15 protein-coding genes and 1 rRNA gene are annotated in these 16,102 nt (G+C 54.7%); 9 read left to right on the plus strand and 7 right to left on the minus strand.

The window, feature by feature from the left end; genetic code table 11:
• The first annotated feature begins 5 nt into the window (after window positions 1-5).
• Both rrf and rlmM read left to right on the plus strand, forming a co-directional pair.
• Window positions 6-121 (plus strand): 5S ribosomal RNA (gene rrf, locus QT231_RS20955).
• A 444-nt stretch (window positions 122-565) separates the two neighbouring features.
• Entirely contained in the window at window positions 566-1,633 is a 1,068-nt protein-coding gene (rlmM, locus tag QT231_RS20960; protein WP_308338748.1) for a 23S rRNA (cytidine(2498)-2'-O)-methyltransferase RlmM, read from the plus strand.
• 17 nt (window positions 1,634-1,650) lie between these two features.
• On the opposite strand, the gene QT231_RS20965 is transcribed toward rlmM, so the two are convergent.
• Window positions 1,651-1,938: an antibiotic biosynthesis monooxygenase family protein gene (locus tag QT231_RS20965; protein ID WP_308338749.1), complete on the minus strand. Its 288-nt coding sequence runs from the start codon at window positions 1,936-1,938 to the stop codon at window positions 1,651-1,653.
• A gap of 29 nt (window positions 1,939-1,967) precedes the next feature.
• Here QT231_RS20965 and tusA point away from each other — a divergent pair, with 29 nt between their 5' ends.
• Window positions 1,968-2,222 (plus strand): sulfurtransferase TusA, encoded by a 255-nt coding sequence (gene tusA, locus QT231_RS20970; RefSeq protein WP_308338750.1) that lies wholly within the window; start codon window positions 1,968-1,970, stop codon window positions 2,220-2,222.
• A 128-nt stretch (window positions 2,223-2,350) separates the two neighbouring features.
• On the opposite strand, the gene QT231_RS20975 is transcribed toward tusA, so the two are convergent.
• The 3 genes from QT231_RS20975 to QT231_RS20985 all read right to left on the minus strand — a co-directional run bounded on the left by QT231_RS20975 (window position 2,351) and on the right by QT231_RS20985 (window position 5,566).
• Window positions 2,351-3,046 carry a hypothetical protein gene (locus QT231_RS20975; RefSeq protein WP_308338751.1) on the minus strand — a complete coding sequence of 232 codons (696 nt, stop codon included), beginning with the start codon at window positions 3,044-3,046 and terminating at the stop codon, window positions 2,351-2,353.
• Window positions 3,047-3,155: 109 nt separating this feature from the next.
• Window positions 3,156-4,145: a DUF3080 family protein gene (locus QT231_RS20980; protein ID WP_308338752.1), complete on the minus strand. Its 990-nt coding sequence runs from the start codon at window positions 4,143-4,145 to the stop codon at window positions 3,156-3,158.
• 2 nt (window positions 4,146-4,147) lie between these two features.
• Entirely contained in the window at window positions 4,148-5,566 is a 1,419-nt protein-coding gene (locus tag QT231_RS20985) for an MATE family efflux transporter (RefSeq protein WP_308338753.1), read from the minus strand.
• Between the two features lie 133 nt (window positions 5,567-5,699).
• Between QT231_RS20985 and QT231_RS20990 the strand changes: the two genes are divergently transcribed.
• Window positions 5,700-6,284, plus strand: a complete 585-nt coding sequence (locus QT231_RS20990) for an elongation factor P hydroxylase (protein WP_308338754.1) — start codon at window positions 5,700-5,702, stop codon at window positions 6,282-6,284.
• Here QT231_RS20990 and QT231_RS20995 read toward each other — a convergent pair.
• On the minus strand, window positions 6,281-6,760 hold the full coding sequence (locus tag QT231_RS20995) for a hypothetical protein (RefSeq protein ID WP_308323675.1): 480 nt from the start codon (window positions 6,758-6,760) through the stop codon (window positions 6,281-6,283). The two genes, QT231_RS20990 and QT231_RS20995, sit on opposite strands and share 4 nt — an antisense overlap.
• 13 nt (window positions 6,761-6,773) lie before the next feature.
• A complete protein-coding gene (locus tag QT231_RS21000) occupies window positions 6,774-7,625 on the minus strand; it encodes a TatD family hydrolase (RefSeq protein WP_308338755.1) in 852 nt (283 codons plus the stop codon).
• Window positions 7,626-7,873: 248 nt separating this feature from the next.
• Here QT231_RS21000 and QT231_RS21005 point away from each other — a divergent pair, with 248 nt between their 5' ends.
• The 5 genes from QT231_RS21005 to QT231_RS21025 are packed head-to-tail and all read left to right on the plus strand — an operon-like array spanning window position 7,874 to window position 14,776.
• Entirely contained in the window at window positions 7,874-9,115 is a 1,242-nt protein-coding gene (locus QT231_RS21005; RefSeq protein ID WP_308338756.1) for an ABC transporter substrate-binding protein, read from the plus strand.
• Between the two features lie 39 nt (window positions 9,116-9,154).
• Window positions 9,155-10,723 carry a fatty acyl-CoA synthetase gene (locus tag QT231_RS21010; RefSeq protein ID WP_308338757.1) on the plus strand — a complete coding sequence of 523 codons (1,569 nt, stop codon included), beginning with the start codon at window positions 9,155-9,157 and terminating at the stop codon, window positions 10,721-10,723.
• 2 nt (window positions 10,724-10,725) lie between these two features.
• On the plus strand, window positions 10,726-11,868 hold the full coding sequence (locus QT231_RS21015; protein ID WP_308338758.1) for an acyl-CoA dehydrogenase family protein: 1,143 nt from the start codon (window positions 10,726-10,728) through the stop codon (window positions 11,866-11,868).
• A 26-nt stretch (window positions 11,869-11,894) separates the two neighbouring features.
• Entirely contained in the window at window positions 11,895-13,082 is a 1,188-nt protein-coding gene (gene bktB / locus QT231_RS21020; RefSeq protein ID WP_308338759.1) for a beta-ketothiolase BktB, read from the plus strand.
• Between the two features lie 41 nt (window positions 13,083-13,123).
• A complete protein-coding gene (locus tag QT231_RS21025) occupies window positions 13,124-14,776 on the plus strand; it encodes a fatty acid--CoA ligase (RefSeq protein WP_308338760.1) in 1,653 nt (550 codons plus the stop codon).
• Window positions 14,777-14,959: 183 nt separating this feature from the next.
• Here the strand turns inward: QT231_RS21025 and QT231_RS21030 are convergent, their stop codons facing one another.
• Window positions 14,960-15,973, minus strand: a complete 1,014-nt coding sequence (locus tag QT231_RS21030) for an AraC family transcriptional regulator (protein WP_308338761.1) — start codon at window positions 15,971-15,973, stop codon at window positions 14,960-14,962.
• Window positions 15,974-16,102 lie beyond the last annotated feature (129 nt).

Below are 16,102 nucleotides of genomic sequence, written 5' to 3' on the forward strand. Positions count from 1 at the left end.
TTACGCCTGACGACCATAGCATGCGTGAACCACCTGATCCCTTGCCGAACTCAGAAGTGAAACCGCTTAGCGCCGATGGTAGTGTGGGGTCTCCCCATGCGAGAGTAGGTCATCGTCAGGCACTTATACCGCAGAAAACCCAGCCAATCGGCTGGGTTTTTTGTTTGTATGGAAGAAAACCAAGGGGTCTCCCCATGGAGAGTATCGGGGCGCCGACCGGCGGAAGGCCGCCCCCCGGAGCGCCGGCCGGATCATCGTCAGGCACTTATTATGAAAAATCCCCCAGGGCTGAGGCCTTGGGGGAATTTTTTTGCGTGAGGGGAGCTGGTAAATCGTAAGTGGTGAATCGTGAGCAGAAAAGCCACACTCTGACCACTCACCACTCACCACTCACCACTCACCACTCACCACTCACCACTCACCACTCACCACTCACCACTCACCACTCACCACTCACCACTCACCACTCACCACTCACCCTAATAGTGCTGAATAAATGCTATGATGCGACCCAATTAATTAGCTAGCCGTCACCGTTTGTGATGGTCGGAATAGAGGTAAAAAGGTGAGTGAAATAGTACCTACGTCGTGGCTCGTCTACTGCCGTCCAGGGTTTGAAAATGATGCCTTAGCAGAAATGCAGCATCACGCAGCATTAAACGATGTAGGGTGTGAATCTTCTTTTGGCGAGGGTTGGGTAAGCTTAACGCGCACCGATGGCGAAGCGGTGAATGAATTACACCGTCAAGCCGCATTTAAAAAGCTTATTTTCGCTCGCCAAAGCCTGGCTGCGCTACCTGCGCTCACTCTGTCACGTGACGACCGTCTTACTGCTATCTTGGAGCAGGTCAAAGCCAGCCGTTGGAGCTTTGAAGAGATTTGGCATGAAACGCCGGATACCAACGATGGTAAAGCGCTGGCCGGGCTGATTAAGGCGCTGACCAAGCCGCTGGAAAGTATGTTGAAAAAACGTGGTGCGTTAAGGCGCAGCGCGGGCGCACGGCGCTTACATATTTTCTGGACTGATGGCGATCAGGTTCAGTTGGCAATGAGCTTTCCAGGCAATCGTAGCGATTTAATTAATGGTATACGTCGATTGCGCTTTCCCTCTCGTGCTCCCAGCCGCTCAACGTTGAAGTTGGAAGAGGCGTGGCACGAGTTTATCCCTAGGGAAGAGTGGGAGGCGCGACTTGCACCGCATATGCAGGCAGCTGACTTGGGGGCCGCCCCGGGCGGCTGGACATGGCAGCTGGTTCAGCGGGGCATGTACGTGTACGCCATCGATAATGGCCCTATGGACACACAGTTGATGAAGACCGGGCAGATTGATCATCTCAAAGAGGACGGCTTTACCTGGGAGCCACCGCAGCGCCTAGATTGGCTAGTTTGCGATATTGTTGATAAACCGGTACGGGTATTAGCCATGGTGGAGCGCTGGCTGATTCGTAAATGGTGCAAAGAGGCGATCTTTAACCTCAAATTGCCCATGAAAAAGCGCTGGGAGGAGGTCACACGTTGCCTGACTGCCTTGGAAGAGTCGCTTGAAAAAGCAGGCGTGCATGCCACCATATCATGCCGTCACCTCTACCATGATCGTGAAGAGGTAACGGTGCATGTGAGGCTTAGGGATTAACGCTGGAAATTTCTGATTTAATAGCCAGCTTCGTAAATTCGGATAGTTTCATCTTCGGTTAACAGCGGTAAAATACGCTGCATGGCCATCGCCCGCGCTTCGCTTGAGTGCCACTCTTTCCAGGCGCGGATGTCACGCCATTTGGTAATCATCAGTCGACGATCGGTATGACCCAGTTCTACCAGTGTTTCACCACCGATAAAGCCCCTGACGCCTAAGGAAACACGCATTGCCTCCCGTGCTGCTTGCTCAAATTCTTCTTCAAGACCGGGCATAATTCGCCGTTCGATGATAACTTTAATCATACTTTCTGTTTCCTACATCGAGGATATTAATGGCTGATAATACGGGTACGTTACCCAGCTTTGACGCGGTACTGGACACCACAGGACTCTACTGCCCAGAGCCTATTATGCTGATGCATAACAAAGTGCGCGACATGACCTCAGGGCAAGTGCTCAAAGTGATCGCCACTGACCCAGCCACCACGCGAGACGTGCCCAAGTTTTGTCAATTTTTAGGGCACGATCTGATTGAGCAGGACACCTCCTCTGAGAGTAACTATCTCTACTTTATTCGGTTGGCATAGCACTTTGAGACAACACTTTGAGACAGCACTTTGAGGCAGCCCTTCGATATAGCACGAAAAATCAGGCGAGGCTCAAATCAACTAATTGATATTGGCCTCGCTGACAGCCGCAGCACTATGGCGCTCAGTTAATCACTCGCCACTACCATCATGGCTAGCGCATCAAGCGTTGCTGGGTCTTCTTCCAGTATACGGTTGGCAATATGGCGCTGGAAAAAGTAAACGGTTTGATGGCGGGCGTGGGCGCTGTACAAACACTTATCCCCTAACAAAATCGGCGTCATCGCGGCTTTGTTCTCGTCGGCAAGAAGCGCATCCAAACTACCGTCGCTATAGAGACGCCAGCCATAAACAGGCTTCATGTGCCAGGGCGAGTTGGGGTGATTCATGCACAGTGCGTGGGTGCCCAGAGTGTCGGGGATTTGCTGAATGAGGGTGACTTCGCCAGAAGCCTCATAATCAAAGTATTCAGCTGCCGCGACGAGCTCGTGGTATTTGTGATCCGGTGGAGTATCAAAAATTTCTTCCGTTTCAGGATCACGATAACCGATGAAATAGCCATTCTCCTGGCTATTGAGATCATGGCAGGCTGCCAGGGTTTCCATCCACGGCACCAAGCCGATGACGCTACCGTCCTCTCTTAATCCCCAGGCCAAAATAGGCAAGCCATAGTAGGCATCTGGACTCGCAGCGAGTTGGTACACCATCTCTAGACCATCTAGCTCAGGGGCTAAACGGATTAGGCACTTTTGCGCCTGCTGACGCTGGCGCACAGTTTCCAGGTCGATGACCTGGGCAGAGCGGGGTGACAGGGATGCGCCCATTGTGTCCCTCCTTGTGCTGCGTGGTCATCAGATTGGCAAAGCAGACTCATTTACCTCTCATATCCACAAATAGCACAACTTGCTCTTAAGGTTAAGGGTTCTGCGCTTTTTAATTATCAGAGCAAGGTGAAAAGCGCTCTCGTAGCGCCTGATGCTCGGTAATTGCTTGTTGAAACTGACCCCAGGGCGCTTGGGCATTGTTCAGCGAAAGCCAGCGTGTTTGATAGCGCTGGATCGCCATTGGCTTGTCGACCTGCTGCGCATCGATTAAGCGATTGATCGCTGTTAGCCACTGCCTGGCTATGCTTGCTAAACGCTCAAGCGGCTGCGACTCCCAATGAGTCAAGCAGCGAGTGGTATCGCTGTGCCGAGCTAACAACGCGCTTGCTTCTGTTAAGCGTTGAGTGGCGAGTAGTAGGGCGCGCAGCACTTCGGCGGTTAGAGGCCGCTCTTGGAGGGTTTTTAAATGGTTTTCAAGGGTTGAAGAGTCTTGCTCCCAGCTGCGGTCAAACTGGTGGTCGGTCATTCGCTGTAAATAATCGATGGCGTCAAGCTGCCCCACAATAGCGTTTTCATCGAGGTTAGATAAAGGCTGGCTCGCCCGTGAGAAGCTCTTAACCCACTCGCTGGAATCAAAAATAGCGTTCCAGCTTACCGCGGGCAGTTGGGCTGTTTTAGTCGCTGTTAATTGCTCCAGGCGGGTACGATCCTCATCGCTTAACTGCTCGGGAACCTCGCTATTTAAGCAGGTGCTCAGCCGTTGCCAGAGAGTGCGCTCATATAGCCACTGTTGGCTAGGCGGCGCTACACGGCCTAGTTGGTTGTTTCGTGCAGCGACTAGCGATGTGATTTGGCATTCGCGCAGTGCGTAAACATTCAGCAGGCTATCCCGAGTTTCAGGGATAGCTATAATCCGATCAGGGCGGTCGGGGAAGTCACCAATATTACCGGGATCAGCTCGTTCGATGTCTGCCACGGCAAGATCGTTGGCAAGTTGCTGATGGTAGCTCTGCCACTGCTGTTCAGCGGGGTTGTCGTTACAGCCAGCCAGAAGTGCACTTAAAATGATTGCTAGAGAACGATTTCTCCACCGACCCATTCTTACCCCCGAATGCTTATACGCTGTAAACGCCAGCCAAGTAGTAGGGCCGCAGTGCTTAGGCCCGCAATCAGGCCAATCCAGTAGCCATGCACCCCGAGTGGAGCAACTATATCACCCACCCCACGGGAGCCCAGCCAGTGGCCGCCGCCGAGGCCTACGATCCAGTACGAGAGCACCGTGATCACCATCACAATGCGAGTGTCTTTATAGCCGCGTAAGGCGCCTGCTAAATTGACCTGTAACGAGTCGGAGAGTTGAAAAATAACGGCTAAAGCAATGATCGAGAGCGCTAGCGCCTGTATTTCACGGTTGGAAGTGTAGAGTGCGATCACCGGTTCGGCGCTTACCCATAGCAGGATACTGTTAATAACCGCAACGATGACACTAATGACAATACCATTCCAGGCGACTTTTCGGGCTAGAGCCAAACGCTGCTGCCCCAGCGTATTACCCACTCGTACGGTCAGCGCCATACTCAGTGACATTGGCAGCATAAACAGAATAGAGGTGAAGCTAAGCGCTATTTGGTGAGCCCCCACCGTGACTTCACCAAAGCTGGCAATGAAGAGCGCAATGAGCGTGAACAAGGTCACTTCAACAAAAATGGCCACACCAATTGGCACACCCACTACCACTAGCTCACGAATGCCTGCCCACTGAGGAGGCGTCAGGTGTTGCCAAATAGCCACGCTCTTGTAAGTATGCCCTCGGCGAGTGTAGCAGGCCATAGCGAGTGCCATCGTCCACATAGAGAGCGCTGTCGCAATGCCGCAGCCAAATGCCCCTAGGGCAGGCAATTGCTGCAGGCTGCTAGGGATCCAGGTACCCAATAGATCAACCAAGCCATCGCCGCCATAGATCAAGAGGTAGTTGGCAGGAATATTCACCGTTAGGCCGACCAGGCTGATCCATAGCGCCGGGCGGGTATGATTCATGCCATCGGAAAATGCTCTAAGCGCCTGAAAAAGGGCAATCCCTGGCATGCCAAAAGCGACGGCTGAAAGGTAGGCAGCAGACTCTCTGCCCACCTCCTGGGGCACCTTCATTAATTCAAATATCGGCATGACGGCCGACCAGAGCAGCGCTGCAGCCACGACCCCTAGCAGTAGCGCGACCCAAAGCGCTTGATGGACGGCCGGGCGAATAGCCGTATTGCGTTGTCCTCCTAGCAAATGGGCCACTATGGGGGTCAGCCCCATTAAGGTGCCGGTCATAAATAGCATGAGCGGCATCCATAGGCTTGAACCCACCGATACGGCGGCAAGGGACGTGGCATTATGTCGGCCGGTCATCATCACATCGACAACGCTCATCCCAGCCTGCGCCAGCTGAGCACCACAAATAGGCAGTGCCAAAAAGATTAAGGCTCGGGTTTCTGGCCAGTACACTGATCTAACGTTTTGAGTAAAGCCGCCCACTTGTTGGCTCCTAAAAGGGTAAAGTTACTGTGAAAGGCCGCTATATTAGCAGGAGCGACTGCTTTTTTGGGCTAGTCGCTTGCATTAATCGTGTGGGTATAATGCCCCCAAACCAGTGACAAACGAGGTCAATGTGAGTAACACGCAGGATCGATGGACGCTCGAAGATATTACCGCGCTTTTTGACGGAATTTTTGCTGAGCGGTATCAAACCCGATTGATCCGGGGCGGGGATGAGCCCCTCTATAGGCCCGCTAACAGCGAAACCCCTTATCATCAGGTTATTTTTGCGCGGGGCTATTATGCCAGTGCGCTGCACGAAATCAGCCATTGGTGTATTGCCGGTGAAAAACGCCGCCAACTGGAGGATTACGGCTACTGGTACTGCCCCGATGGTCGTAATGCCGAACAGCAGAGGGCATTCGAGCAGGCTGAGGTGGCCCCACAGGCGCTGGAGTCTATCTTCACCCGTGCCTGTGGACGCGTGTTTCATGTGAGCGTGGATAATTTAGGCGGCGATATCGAGGTGGATATAGAGGCTTTTGCGGCGCAAGTAGAGGCACGCGCCCAGCGCTATTTGGAAGAGGGCTTGACGGCCCGCGCTAAGGCTTTCCAGGTAGCGCTTAAAAGCTTCTATTCTGACCAACTGACACTAGCAGAGGCTGTGGCCCAGGCGCATGCCACCTTGGAGTCAATGGATGAAGTGTTGTTGGCTTAATCCTCTTCGGTGAGGCGCTGATGCATCGATAGCATCACTTCCAGCTCATGCTCTGGGCGCATCGGCTCTAAGCCCAGCTCGCTGAAGGTTTCGCGCCGCTGGCGGTGCCATTCGCCGGGGGTAAGTGAAGGGTAGAGCACCGACGCCGGGGCTAGCTCAACAAAAGGATCCAGGCCGTAGGTGTCAAACAGCCGCGCCAGCGCCGCTTCGTCGTCGCCGTTGTCGCTGGTGTAGAGCGTGGCGGAGAAGTGGTCGTTCTCAAGCTCGCGAATCACCTCAAGCGGGCTAACCCCCAGGCTCTCCAGCTCTTCCATACTGTAGGCGCCCATGGCATTGGTATCTTCTTTGATCCAGCTATCGTCTGGTTGAATCAATGTCTGCTTCACTCGGCCATCGGGCAGCGACCACGCAATGGCTAACGGAAGGCCATCGTCTTCGCCTGTCTCTATGGCTATAAACCCTGGATAATCGACCACGCTAATACTCCTGTTAAGATTCCGTGGGTAGACGGAAAAAACGCTGGGCGGTCTGTGTGGTTGCCGCTCCCAGCTCAGCTTCGCTAATACCTTGCCACTGGGCTATCTCGCGGACAATCCACGGCAGCAATGCGGGTTCGTGTCGACGCCCCTTTAATTTCGCCGGTAGGTTGCGTGGCAATAGATAAGGGCAGTCGGTTTCTACCATCAAACGCTCTACGGGTATATCGCTTACCAGAGGACGAAGGTGGTGACCGCGCCGTTCGTCACAAATCCAACCGGTCAGGCCTATATGCAAGTCTAGGTCGAGATAACCAAACAGCGTATCGCGGTCGGCAGTAAAACAGTGCACTACCGCATGAGAGATATCGTCTCGCCAGGCATGCAGTATTTCGCGCATCCGCTGCCCCGCATCCCGCTCGTGCAAAAACAGCGGCAAGCCGCTCTCCGCTGCCAGTGCCAGCTGCGCCTCAAAGGCCCGCTCCTGCTCAGGAGGTGTCGAGAAGTGGCGGTTGAAATCCAAACCACACTCGCCTACAGCGACCACTTCCGGCATGGCATGCAGGGCCGCCATGGCGCGCTCGAGGTTCTCGTCCCACCGGCTGGCGTCATGGGGGTGCACCCCCGCCGTGGCGTAGAGGCCAGGATACTGCTTGGCTAGCGCAACCGCTTGCTCGGCGTGGGCAAGGTCGGTGCCGGTAACAATCATGGTGGTCACCTGCGCCGCCTGGGCACGCTGGATCACCGCCTCAAGGTCACGCCCGAAGCTTTCGTGGGTCAAGTTCGCGCCGATATCCACCAACGGAGCACTAGGGCGGAACTGTAGTGCTTCGGGTAGGAAATCATCAGCGTACGCAGTAGCCAAACGTCACTCTCCATCGGATTATAAAAAACACCATTGTAACGGTATGCGCGGGCATCGACTAATGGAGTATTAGTAGAGATCAGCGCTAGCGAATGGCACGAATTGCAAAAAATCTGGCTCGATAGGTAAACAGCAAAGGCTTGGTAACGCCTAAGATGAGGTCAAGCCTAGCGCTTGATACTAGCGCTTAATTCATCTGGTTGAGCTATTGGCAGCCGTTAATAACAACAAAAGAGAGCCACATAAAAATGCAACTTCCCCATTACTTATCTCACCGCTGTGCTTCTTCGACCCTCGCCGCTGCTGTCTTGCTGGCCATTTATGCGCCTACTACTGTCGCCGCTGAGGGTATTTCCGATAATGAAATCCGTATTGGCTATTTAGCCGATATGTCCGGTGTTTACCGCGACCCTATCGGGCCGTTGGGTGAAGACGCCATCAATATGGCGATTGAAGATATGGGCGGTAGTGTTAATGGCGCCAGCATCGTGGTGTTTAGCGCTGATGACCGCAACAGCCCTGATGTGGGCTCAAGCGTTGTACGTGAGTGGATCGACGAGCGTAACGTCGACATGGTTACCGGGCTCGTGGCATCTTCTGTCACTCTAGCGGCGGTTGGTCTGTTGGAAGAGGCGAATAAACTTGGCCTGGTCAATGGCGCTGTATCGTCGTCTATTACCAATGAACACTGCTCTCCCAACCATATTCACTGGGTTTACGACACCTGGGCGATGTCCAACGGTACCGCAAAAGCGATTACTGATGAGGGGCATAAAAATTGGTTCTTACTGAGTGCCGACTATTCCTTTGGCCATGCGCTGGAAGCCGACGTCACACGAGTAGTGACGGAAAATGGTGGCACCATTGTGGGCAGCGCTCGTCACCCTTTTCCCAGCAGTGACTTTTCCTCGTTCATGCTCCAGGCCCAGGCCTCTGGCGCTGATGTGATTGCGCTGAATAACGCTGGCGGCGATACGATTAACGCGGTGCAGACAGCAGGTGAGTTCGGTATTACCCAAGCGGGTCAGATTTTGGCGGGGATGGTGCTGTTTAGTACCGATGTACGCAGCATTGGGCTAGATAATGCCCAGGGTCTGCAATTCACCAAAGCGTGGTACTACGATTTAAACGATGAAACCCGCGCTTGGGCCGAGCGCTTTAAAGAACGAACCGGCAGCATGCCCACCATGGTACATGCGGGTCTCTACTCCAGTACGCGCCACTACCTGGAAGCGATCAAAGCCACCAGCACTGATGATACCCAGACGGTTCGTCAGCAAATGGCCGATACCCCCATCAACGATATCTTCGCCACCGGTGGCTATATTCGTGAAGATGGCCGCATGGTTCACGATATGTATTTAGTGGAAGTTAAAACCCCCGAAGAATCTCAAGACGAAGATGACCTCTTTCATATCATCCGTACCATTCCGGCAGAAGAGGCCTTCCGTCCGCTATCAGAAAGTGTCTGTCCGTTGGTCAACAGTTAAGTCGCTGCCAATTCACGACAACAATTCAGAGGATTTGGCATGTCTGAAACATCTGTTATTCAGCAAAACACCATCGGGGCTGCTCTGAACCGCAGCGCTCGAAAATATTCGCACCAGTTGGCGCTGGTGTTTGGTGAACGTCAATGGCGTTATCAAGCACTCAACCAAGCAGCTAACCGCGTGGCAAACGGCTTGCTGGCAGCGGGGCTTACGCCGGGTGATCGGCTGGCGGTGTATGGCAAAAACTCCGACGCCTATGTTATCGCCTGGTTGGCGGCTACGAAAGCGGGGTTGGTGCATGTACCGATCAACTTCGCGTTAAGTAGCGATGAGTTGCGCTATATTCTTGATCAGTCGGGGGCCGCGGGTTTGCTCAGCGATGTGGGTCTTGCCGATAAAGTGAGTGCTGCCACCGACGGCTTGGATCTAGCCATGATGGGAACTCTGCACGCGGATCAGGGGCAACATGCAGCAAGCTTTGATGTATTGGCTTGTGCAACCTCTGAGCGATATAACGACGGGCCCAGTAGTCAAGAGCCCAGTGTAACGGTCGATGACGCAAGCCTTGCGCAACTGCTCTATACCTCGGGCACTACGGCCGCACCGAAAGCAGCGATGATGACCCATCAGGCACTGATGGCCGAATATATGGCCTGCATGGTAGAGCTGGATATCAAAGGCAATGAAGCCATGCTTGCCGCCTTGCCGCTTTACCACTCGGCACAAATGCATGTCTTTCTGATGCCTGCCTTGTTATTGGGTGCCCCTGTCTATTTGCTGGAAGCACCACTCCCCGAGCTGTGTTTAAGTGCCATAGCCGAGCACCAGATTGCGTCCTTTTTTGCCCCACCTACGGTCTGGATCAGCCTGCTGCGTCATGTCGAATTTGAGCGCTTCGACCTAAGCGCCCTCAACAAAGCCTATTACGGCGCCTCAATTATGCCGGTGCCGGTACTTGAAGAACTGCAGCAGCGGATACCGGGCGTAGGGCTCTATAACTGCTATGGGCAGAGCGAAATAGCCCCCTTGGCAACCGTGTTGCGCCCTGAAGAGCACGCCAAACGGCCCGCCTCCGCTGGGCGGCCCATCCTGACGGTGGAAACCCGCATCGTCGACCTTGAGATGAATGATGTCCCTCCAGGGGAGCATGGAGAAATCGTCCACCGCTCACCGCAGCTCATGAAAGGGTACTGGGATAAAGCGGCGATGACGGAAGAGGCGTTTCAAGGCGGCTGGTTCCATTCGGGTGACGTGGGTTACTTCGACGAAGCTGGCTATTTATACGTCGTTGATCGTATCAAGGATGTGATTAACACCGGCGGCATATTGGTCGCTAGCCGTGAAGTAGAGGAGGGACTGTTTAAACACCCGGCGGTATCCGAAGTGGCGGTGATCGGCCAGCCGGACGAGAAGTGGATCGAAGCTATTACGGCGGTAGTGGTCTTGAAAGAGGGCCAAGAGGCAAGCGAGGAGGAGTTGATTCATCACGCCAAAACGCTGATGGCGCCCTATAAAGTGCCTAAACGCATCCTGTTTGCCGATGCCCTGCCCAAAAGTACCGCAGGCAAGATCCTCAAGCGTCATTTGCGCCAAGATCTCAAGGAGTGAACATGGACGAGCAAACCACCGAACTGTTTCACGCCATGATCAAGCGCTGTCTAAGTCAAGAGGTCGCCCCTTTCTACGATGAGTGGGAGGCGGCGGGCGAAATACCCCGCTCGCTTTGGCAAGCACTGGGTGCTGCGGGACTGCTCGGTATTGATCTGGATGAGCAGCACGGCGGTTCAGGGGCCGATATCGCCATTACCCAGCTGGCGCTGGAAGAGCTTTCCCGGCAAGGGTTTGGTGGCCTAGCCAGCGCCTATAACATTCATGCCAATATCGTAATGCCCTATCTGCAGAATCTGGGCACAGCTGACCAGCATGAGCAGTGGCTGCCTGCCATGGCCCGTGGCGAGTGCCTTGGCGCTATTGCCATGACTGAACCCCATGCGGGGAGTGATCTTGCATCAATAAAAACCCGTGCGAAGCGTACCAGCGAAGGCTGGGAGTTAAGTGGCAGCAAAATCTTTATTACCAACGGCCAGTTTGCCGACCTGGTGATCGTGTGCGCTAAAACCGACCCTTCCGCTGGTGCCAAAGGGGTCTCGCTGTTTTTAGTTGATACCCACTTACCCGGCTTCTCGCGGGGTAAACCGATTAAAAAGATTGGCCAGCACGCCAGCGACACCGCCGAGCTTGCCTTTGATCAGATGCAACTGCCCCATGATGCGCTGCTGGGTGAAGAGGGCGCTGGGTTTCGCTACTTAATGCAGGAGCTGCCCCGGGAGCGACTGGGCGTAGGAGCGCAGGCGTTAGGTGCCGTAGAGGGCGCGCTGGCGTTGACCCTGGAGTACGTGCAGCAGCGCCAAGCATTTGGTCAGCGGGTCGCGGATTTTCAAAATACCCGCTTTACGCTGGCGGAAATCAAAGCCCAGTTGGACGTAGCCCGTGCCTACTTTGAACACTGCGTCGAAAAGTATCGCCAGAACACCATGAGCAGCACGGATGCAGCGATTTTAAAACTGCAGCTAAGCGAGCTGCAGTGCCAGGCGGTGGATCGCTGCCTGCAGCTATTTGGCGGTTACGGCTACACCCACGAATACCCCATTTCACGCTTTTATCTCGATGCCCGGGTGCAAACCATTTACGCCGGTAGCTCGGAGATTATGAAAGAAGTCGTCGCGCGTTCGTTGTTGGGCAAAGTGGCCTAGCTAGGCGGCAAGCACAGGAGATAAATATGCGATTAGATGATGTCGTAATTTTAGGCGGCGCCCGAACGGCTATTGGTGGTTTTGGTGGCTCGCTTTCAACAATCGCGCCGTTTGAGCTGGGCGCGATCACTGCCAAAGAGGCGTTGTGGCGGGCAGGCGTTGAGGGCGGTGATATCGACCACTCGGTATACGGTCACATTATTACCACCGGCCCCCAGGATGCCTATCTGGCGCGGCATATCGCGCTCGAAGCGGGGGTGCCAAAAGAGGCGGGGGCCTTCAACGTTAATCGGCTGTGTGGCTCAGGGGTGCAGGCGGTTGTGTCTGCAGCCCAGCAGATCGCCATGGGCGACAGCCGCTTAGCCCTGGCAGGGGGCGCGGAGTCGATGTCGCGAGGGGCTTATCTGCTGCCGCCCCAAGCGCGCAACGGCGTGCGCATGGGGGATGTAAACGTCCAGGATTTAACCCTGGGTATCTTGAGCGACCCTTTTGGCAGCGGCCATATGGGCTGCACCGCCGAGAATATCGCTAAACAGTATGGCTTGAGCCGAGAACAGCTCGATCAATTTGCCCTGGAGAGTCATCAAAAGGCGTCGCGTGCCATCGTGGAAGGCCGCTTTGACGAGCAAATCGTCGCGGTGGAAGTCAGCCGCGGTAAGCAAACAGTCCAGTTTTCCCGCGATGAGCACGTGCGCGAAGGCGTCCAGCTTGGCGATTTAGCGCGGCTTAAACCAGCCTTCCAGAAAGACGGTGTGGTGACCGCAGGCAATGCCTCGGGAATCAACGACGGAGCGGCCACCTTAGTGCTTGCCCATAGCGATGAAGCCGCAAAGCGCGGTTTAGCGCCCAGGGCGCATCTACGCGTTGCCACGACTGCAGGCGTCGATCCAACGCTAATGGGCCTGGGGCCGATTCCAGCGGTAAAGCGTTGCCTGCAGCAGGCGGGGCTTAGTATCAACGATATTGATGTGATTGAATCCAATGAAGCCTTTGCTGCTCAAGCCATGGCGGTGGCCGAAACGCTCGGTTTCCCGCTAGAGAGGTTAAATCCCAACGGTGGCGCGGTTGCCCTGGGGCATCCGGTGGGAGCCACAGGGGCTATCTTGATACTTAAAGCCTTTCACGAGTTAGAGCGTATTAACGGTCGCTACGGACTGATTACGCTGTGTATCGGTGGCGGGCAGGGCATCGCCCTGCTTATTGAACGCGGCTAAATCGAGTTAATTGCCACAAGAACAAACTTAAAGGAGTTTTTATGCCTTCAGTTAGCCCCAAAATCCTACCCGCTGCGGCCTCGGCGACAAACCCTGCCCTGATGATTGGTGATTTGCTTGAAGCCGGCGTGCGTATGGCGGGCGACAACAAGATTGTCTACCGGGATCAAAGCCGCCACAGCTACGAGCGTTTTCGTGAGCGGGTGCATCAACTGGCCCACGTGCTGTCGTCTCAGGGCGTTCAAGCTGGCGATGTGGTGGCGGTGTTGGATTGGGATAGCCACCGCTACCTGGAGTGCTTTTTTGCGATCCCGATGATTGGCGCTGTGCTGCATACGGTGAACGTGCGCCTGGCTCCGGAGCAAATCCTCTACACCATGGAGCACGCCGAAGACGCTTTCGTCATCGTGCATGAAGAGTTCGTACCGCTGCTTGAGCCGCTAGCCGATAAGCTACCTCGAGTGCGTGGCTACCTGCTGTGTCAGGAGGCCCTGCAGGCAGTCGATACTTCACTGCCAGTGATAGGCGAGTTTGAAACGCTATTAAGCCAGCAGCCTGCCTACTACGACTTCCCAACCTTTGATGAAAACGCTGTCGCCACACTGTTCTACACCACCGGTACTACGGGCAACCCCAAAGGGGTTTTCTTCACCCATCGCCAGTTGGTGCTGCACACCTTGAACGAGGCTAGCGCTTTCCAGGCCCCCGGTTTTGAGCTGCTCAACCGCGACAAAGTGTATATGCCGATTACACCGATGTTTCACGTTCATGCCTGGGGGGTGCCCTATACCGCCACGTTGATGGGAGCTACTCAGGTCTATCCAGGCCGCTATGAGCCAGAAATGCTGGTCAAGCTACTGGTGAGCGAGAAGGTCGACTTCTCCCACTGCGTGCCCACCCTGCTCAACATGGTGGTTAGCGCTGAAGCGATTGCCTCGAAGCAGGTCGACCTCGCCGGTTGGAAAGTATTGGTAGGCGGTAGTGCGCTAACTCAAGCGCTGGCCAGCAAAGCATGGGAGTTAGGCATTGATACCCGCAGCGCTTACGGCATGTCGGAGACCTGCCCGCTACTCACCGCCGATATTCTGCCGCATGATATCGCCGAGGCTGATTTTGAAACCCAGCTACCCTGGCGTTGTAAAGCAGGTCTGCCAATTCCGATGGTCAAGTTGCAGGTGGTCGATGCGGACGGCGAGCCTTTGCCCAATGATGGTAAAAGTGTTGGCGAAGTGCGAGTTCAAGCGCCCTGGCTGACCCAGGCTTACTACAAAGAGGAGAAACGCAGCACGGAGCTATGGCGCAACGGCTGGCTGCATACTGGCGATGTAGGTTCACTCGATGAGCGGGGCTTTCTGACCATTAGCGACCGCATAAAAGACGTGATTAAAACCGGTGGAGAGTGGCTCTCGTCGTTAGAACTGGAAAGCTATATCAGCCAGTGCCCAGGTATTGCCGAAGTGGCGGTAATTGGGGTCGCGGACGATAAATGGGGAGAGCGCCCCGCGGCGTTAGCCGTACCCGTTGATCTAAATAACCCCCCGACGACGGAAACCGTGCAGGCGTTTCTAGAGCAGTTTGTGGCCCAGGGCAAACTCAACCGCTGGGCGATTCCCAGCATGATTCGTTTCGTCGATGAAATACCCAAAACCAGCGTGGGCAAGCTGGATAAAAAACGTATTCGTACCGAAATTTAGATATTCTTGGTGAGTTACTGCTCTTACAAGTGCTCATTCACAGGGTACGAGGGAAGGTTTCCGCGAGGGCGCTGTGAATCCATCCGTGGACGCTACTTTTTCCATCCATGGAAAAAGACCCTCGCTCCAACCTGCCCTCGACACTGATATATGCAGACAGGTAACTGCTATAGCTCTATGCGATTAGCGAACATTGCCCGCCGTGCGCGCTTTTCGATACGCGGCGGGCGAGTTGCCTGTCCAGGTTTTGAAAGCCCGGCTAAAGCAGGCGAGATCCTCGAAGCTCAACGCTTCTGCAATGTTGACAAGGGGCTTCTCACTGCAGGTGAGTGCCTGAATAGCGACATCGCGGCGGTACTCATCCTTGACTGCTTGAAAGTGGGTGCCCTCCACTTTTAAATGCCGCGCTAGCGTGCGTGCAGACATATGTAGCGCATCGGCGGCGCTATGCACCGTGCCTGCCGTCAGCAAATGGCGTGAAAGGTGTTCCCGCACCCGGTGAGTGAGCAGGCGATCAGCAAACGACACATAGAACCAGTCCGCCGGGGCACGCTTGAGAAAAGCGCCCAGGTGCTTCTTGGTTTGTCGGATAGGGTGATCAAGCAATCCGCGATCAATATAGATGGCGGTTTGTGGCTGATCAAAGCGCACCGTACCTGGGTAAAAGTAGAGATAGTCAGCGCTGTGAGGCGGCTGGGCGTAAGCGCACTCCATCAAAATGGGCGGTATTTTACGCGCAATCATCCACGACGCGATGCCATGAAATAGCTTGAGCATCAGCTCATGAATTAAAATGCGGCTGCCCACCAAGGGAGAATGCTCCACCAGTGCCATGCGGGCCAAGTCACCTTCAAGAGTAAACGCATAGCCAAAATCATCGAGCAGAATACGAAAAAACTGCGTATAGCGATGCAGCGCCACCTGTAGGTTGGGCGCATCCAGCATGCTTAAACACAGCAGTTTTAGTGTGCCACCCCGCAGCGGGCGGGAAAAAAAGCCGGGCGTTTCGTCATCCAGTTCGTTCACCAGCCCGCGATAGAGTTCAGCAAACTGCTCAACGGTGACCCGACCATGGGGAGCCGAAAGTAAAAACGGTGAAATACCCGCCCGTTCCAAATAGCGGGTGGGCGGTGTCTCGCTGTCTGGTAAGCCTTTAAATAGCTCATTTACAAAATGCATCGAGACGGTCACCGTCATTGTCAGTCCGCCTTTAAAGTAGTGACTATTGCTAGTGTTACGATACATGATGGCAAAACGTTACCACGCTGGTGGTTTCCTCTCTATAAGGTTCCCCCTCACGGCGCGCTCATGCGTTACACTGTGCGC

This window comes from Halomonas sp. SpR1 (assembly GCF_031010175.1).
Classification (GTDB): domain Bacteria; phylum Pseudomonadota; class Gammaproteobacteria; order Pseudomonadales; family Halomonadaceae; genus Vreelandella.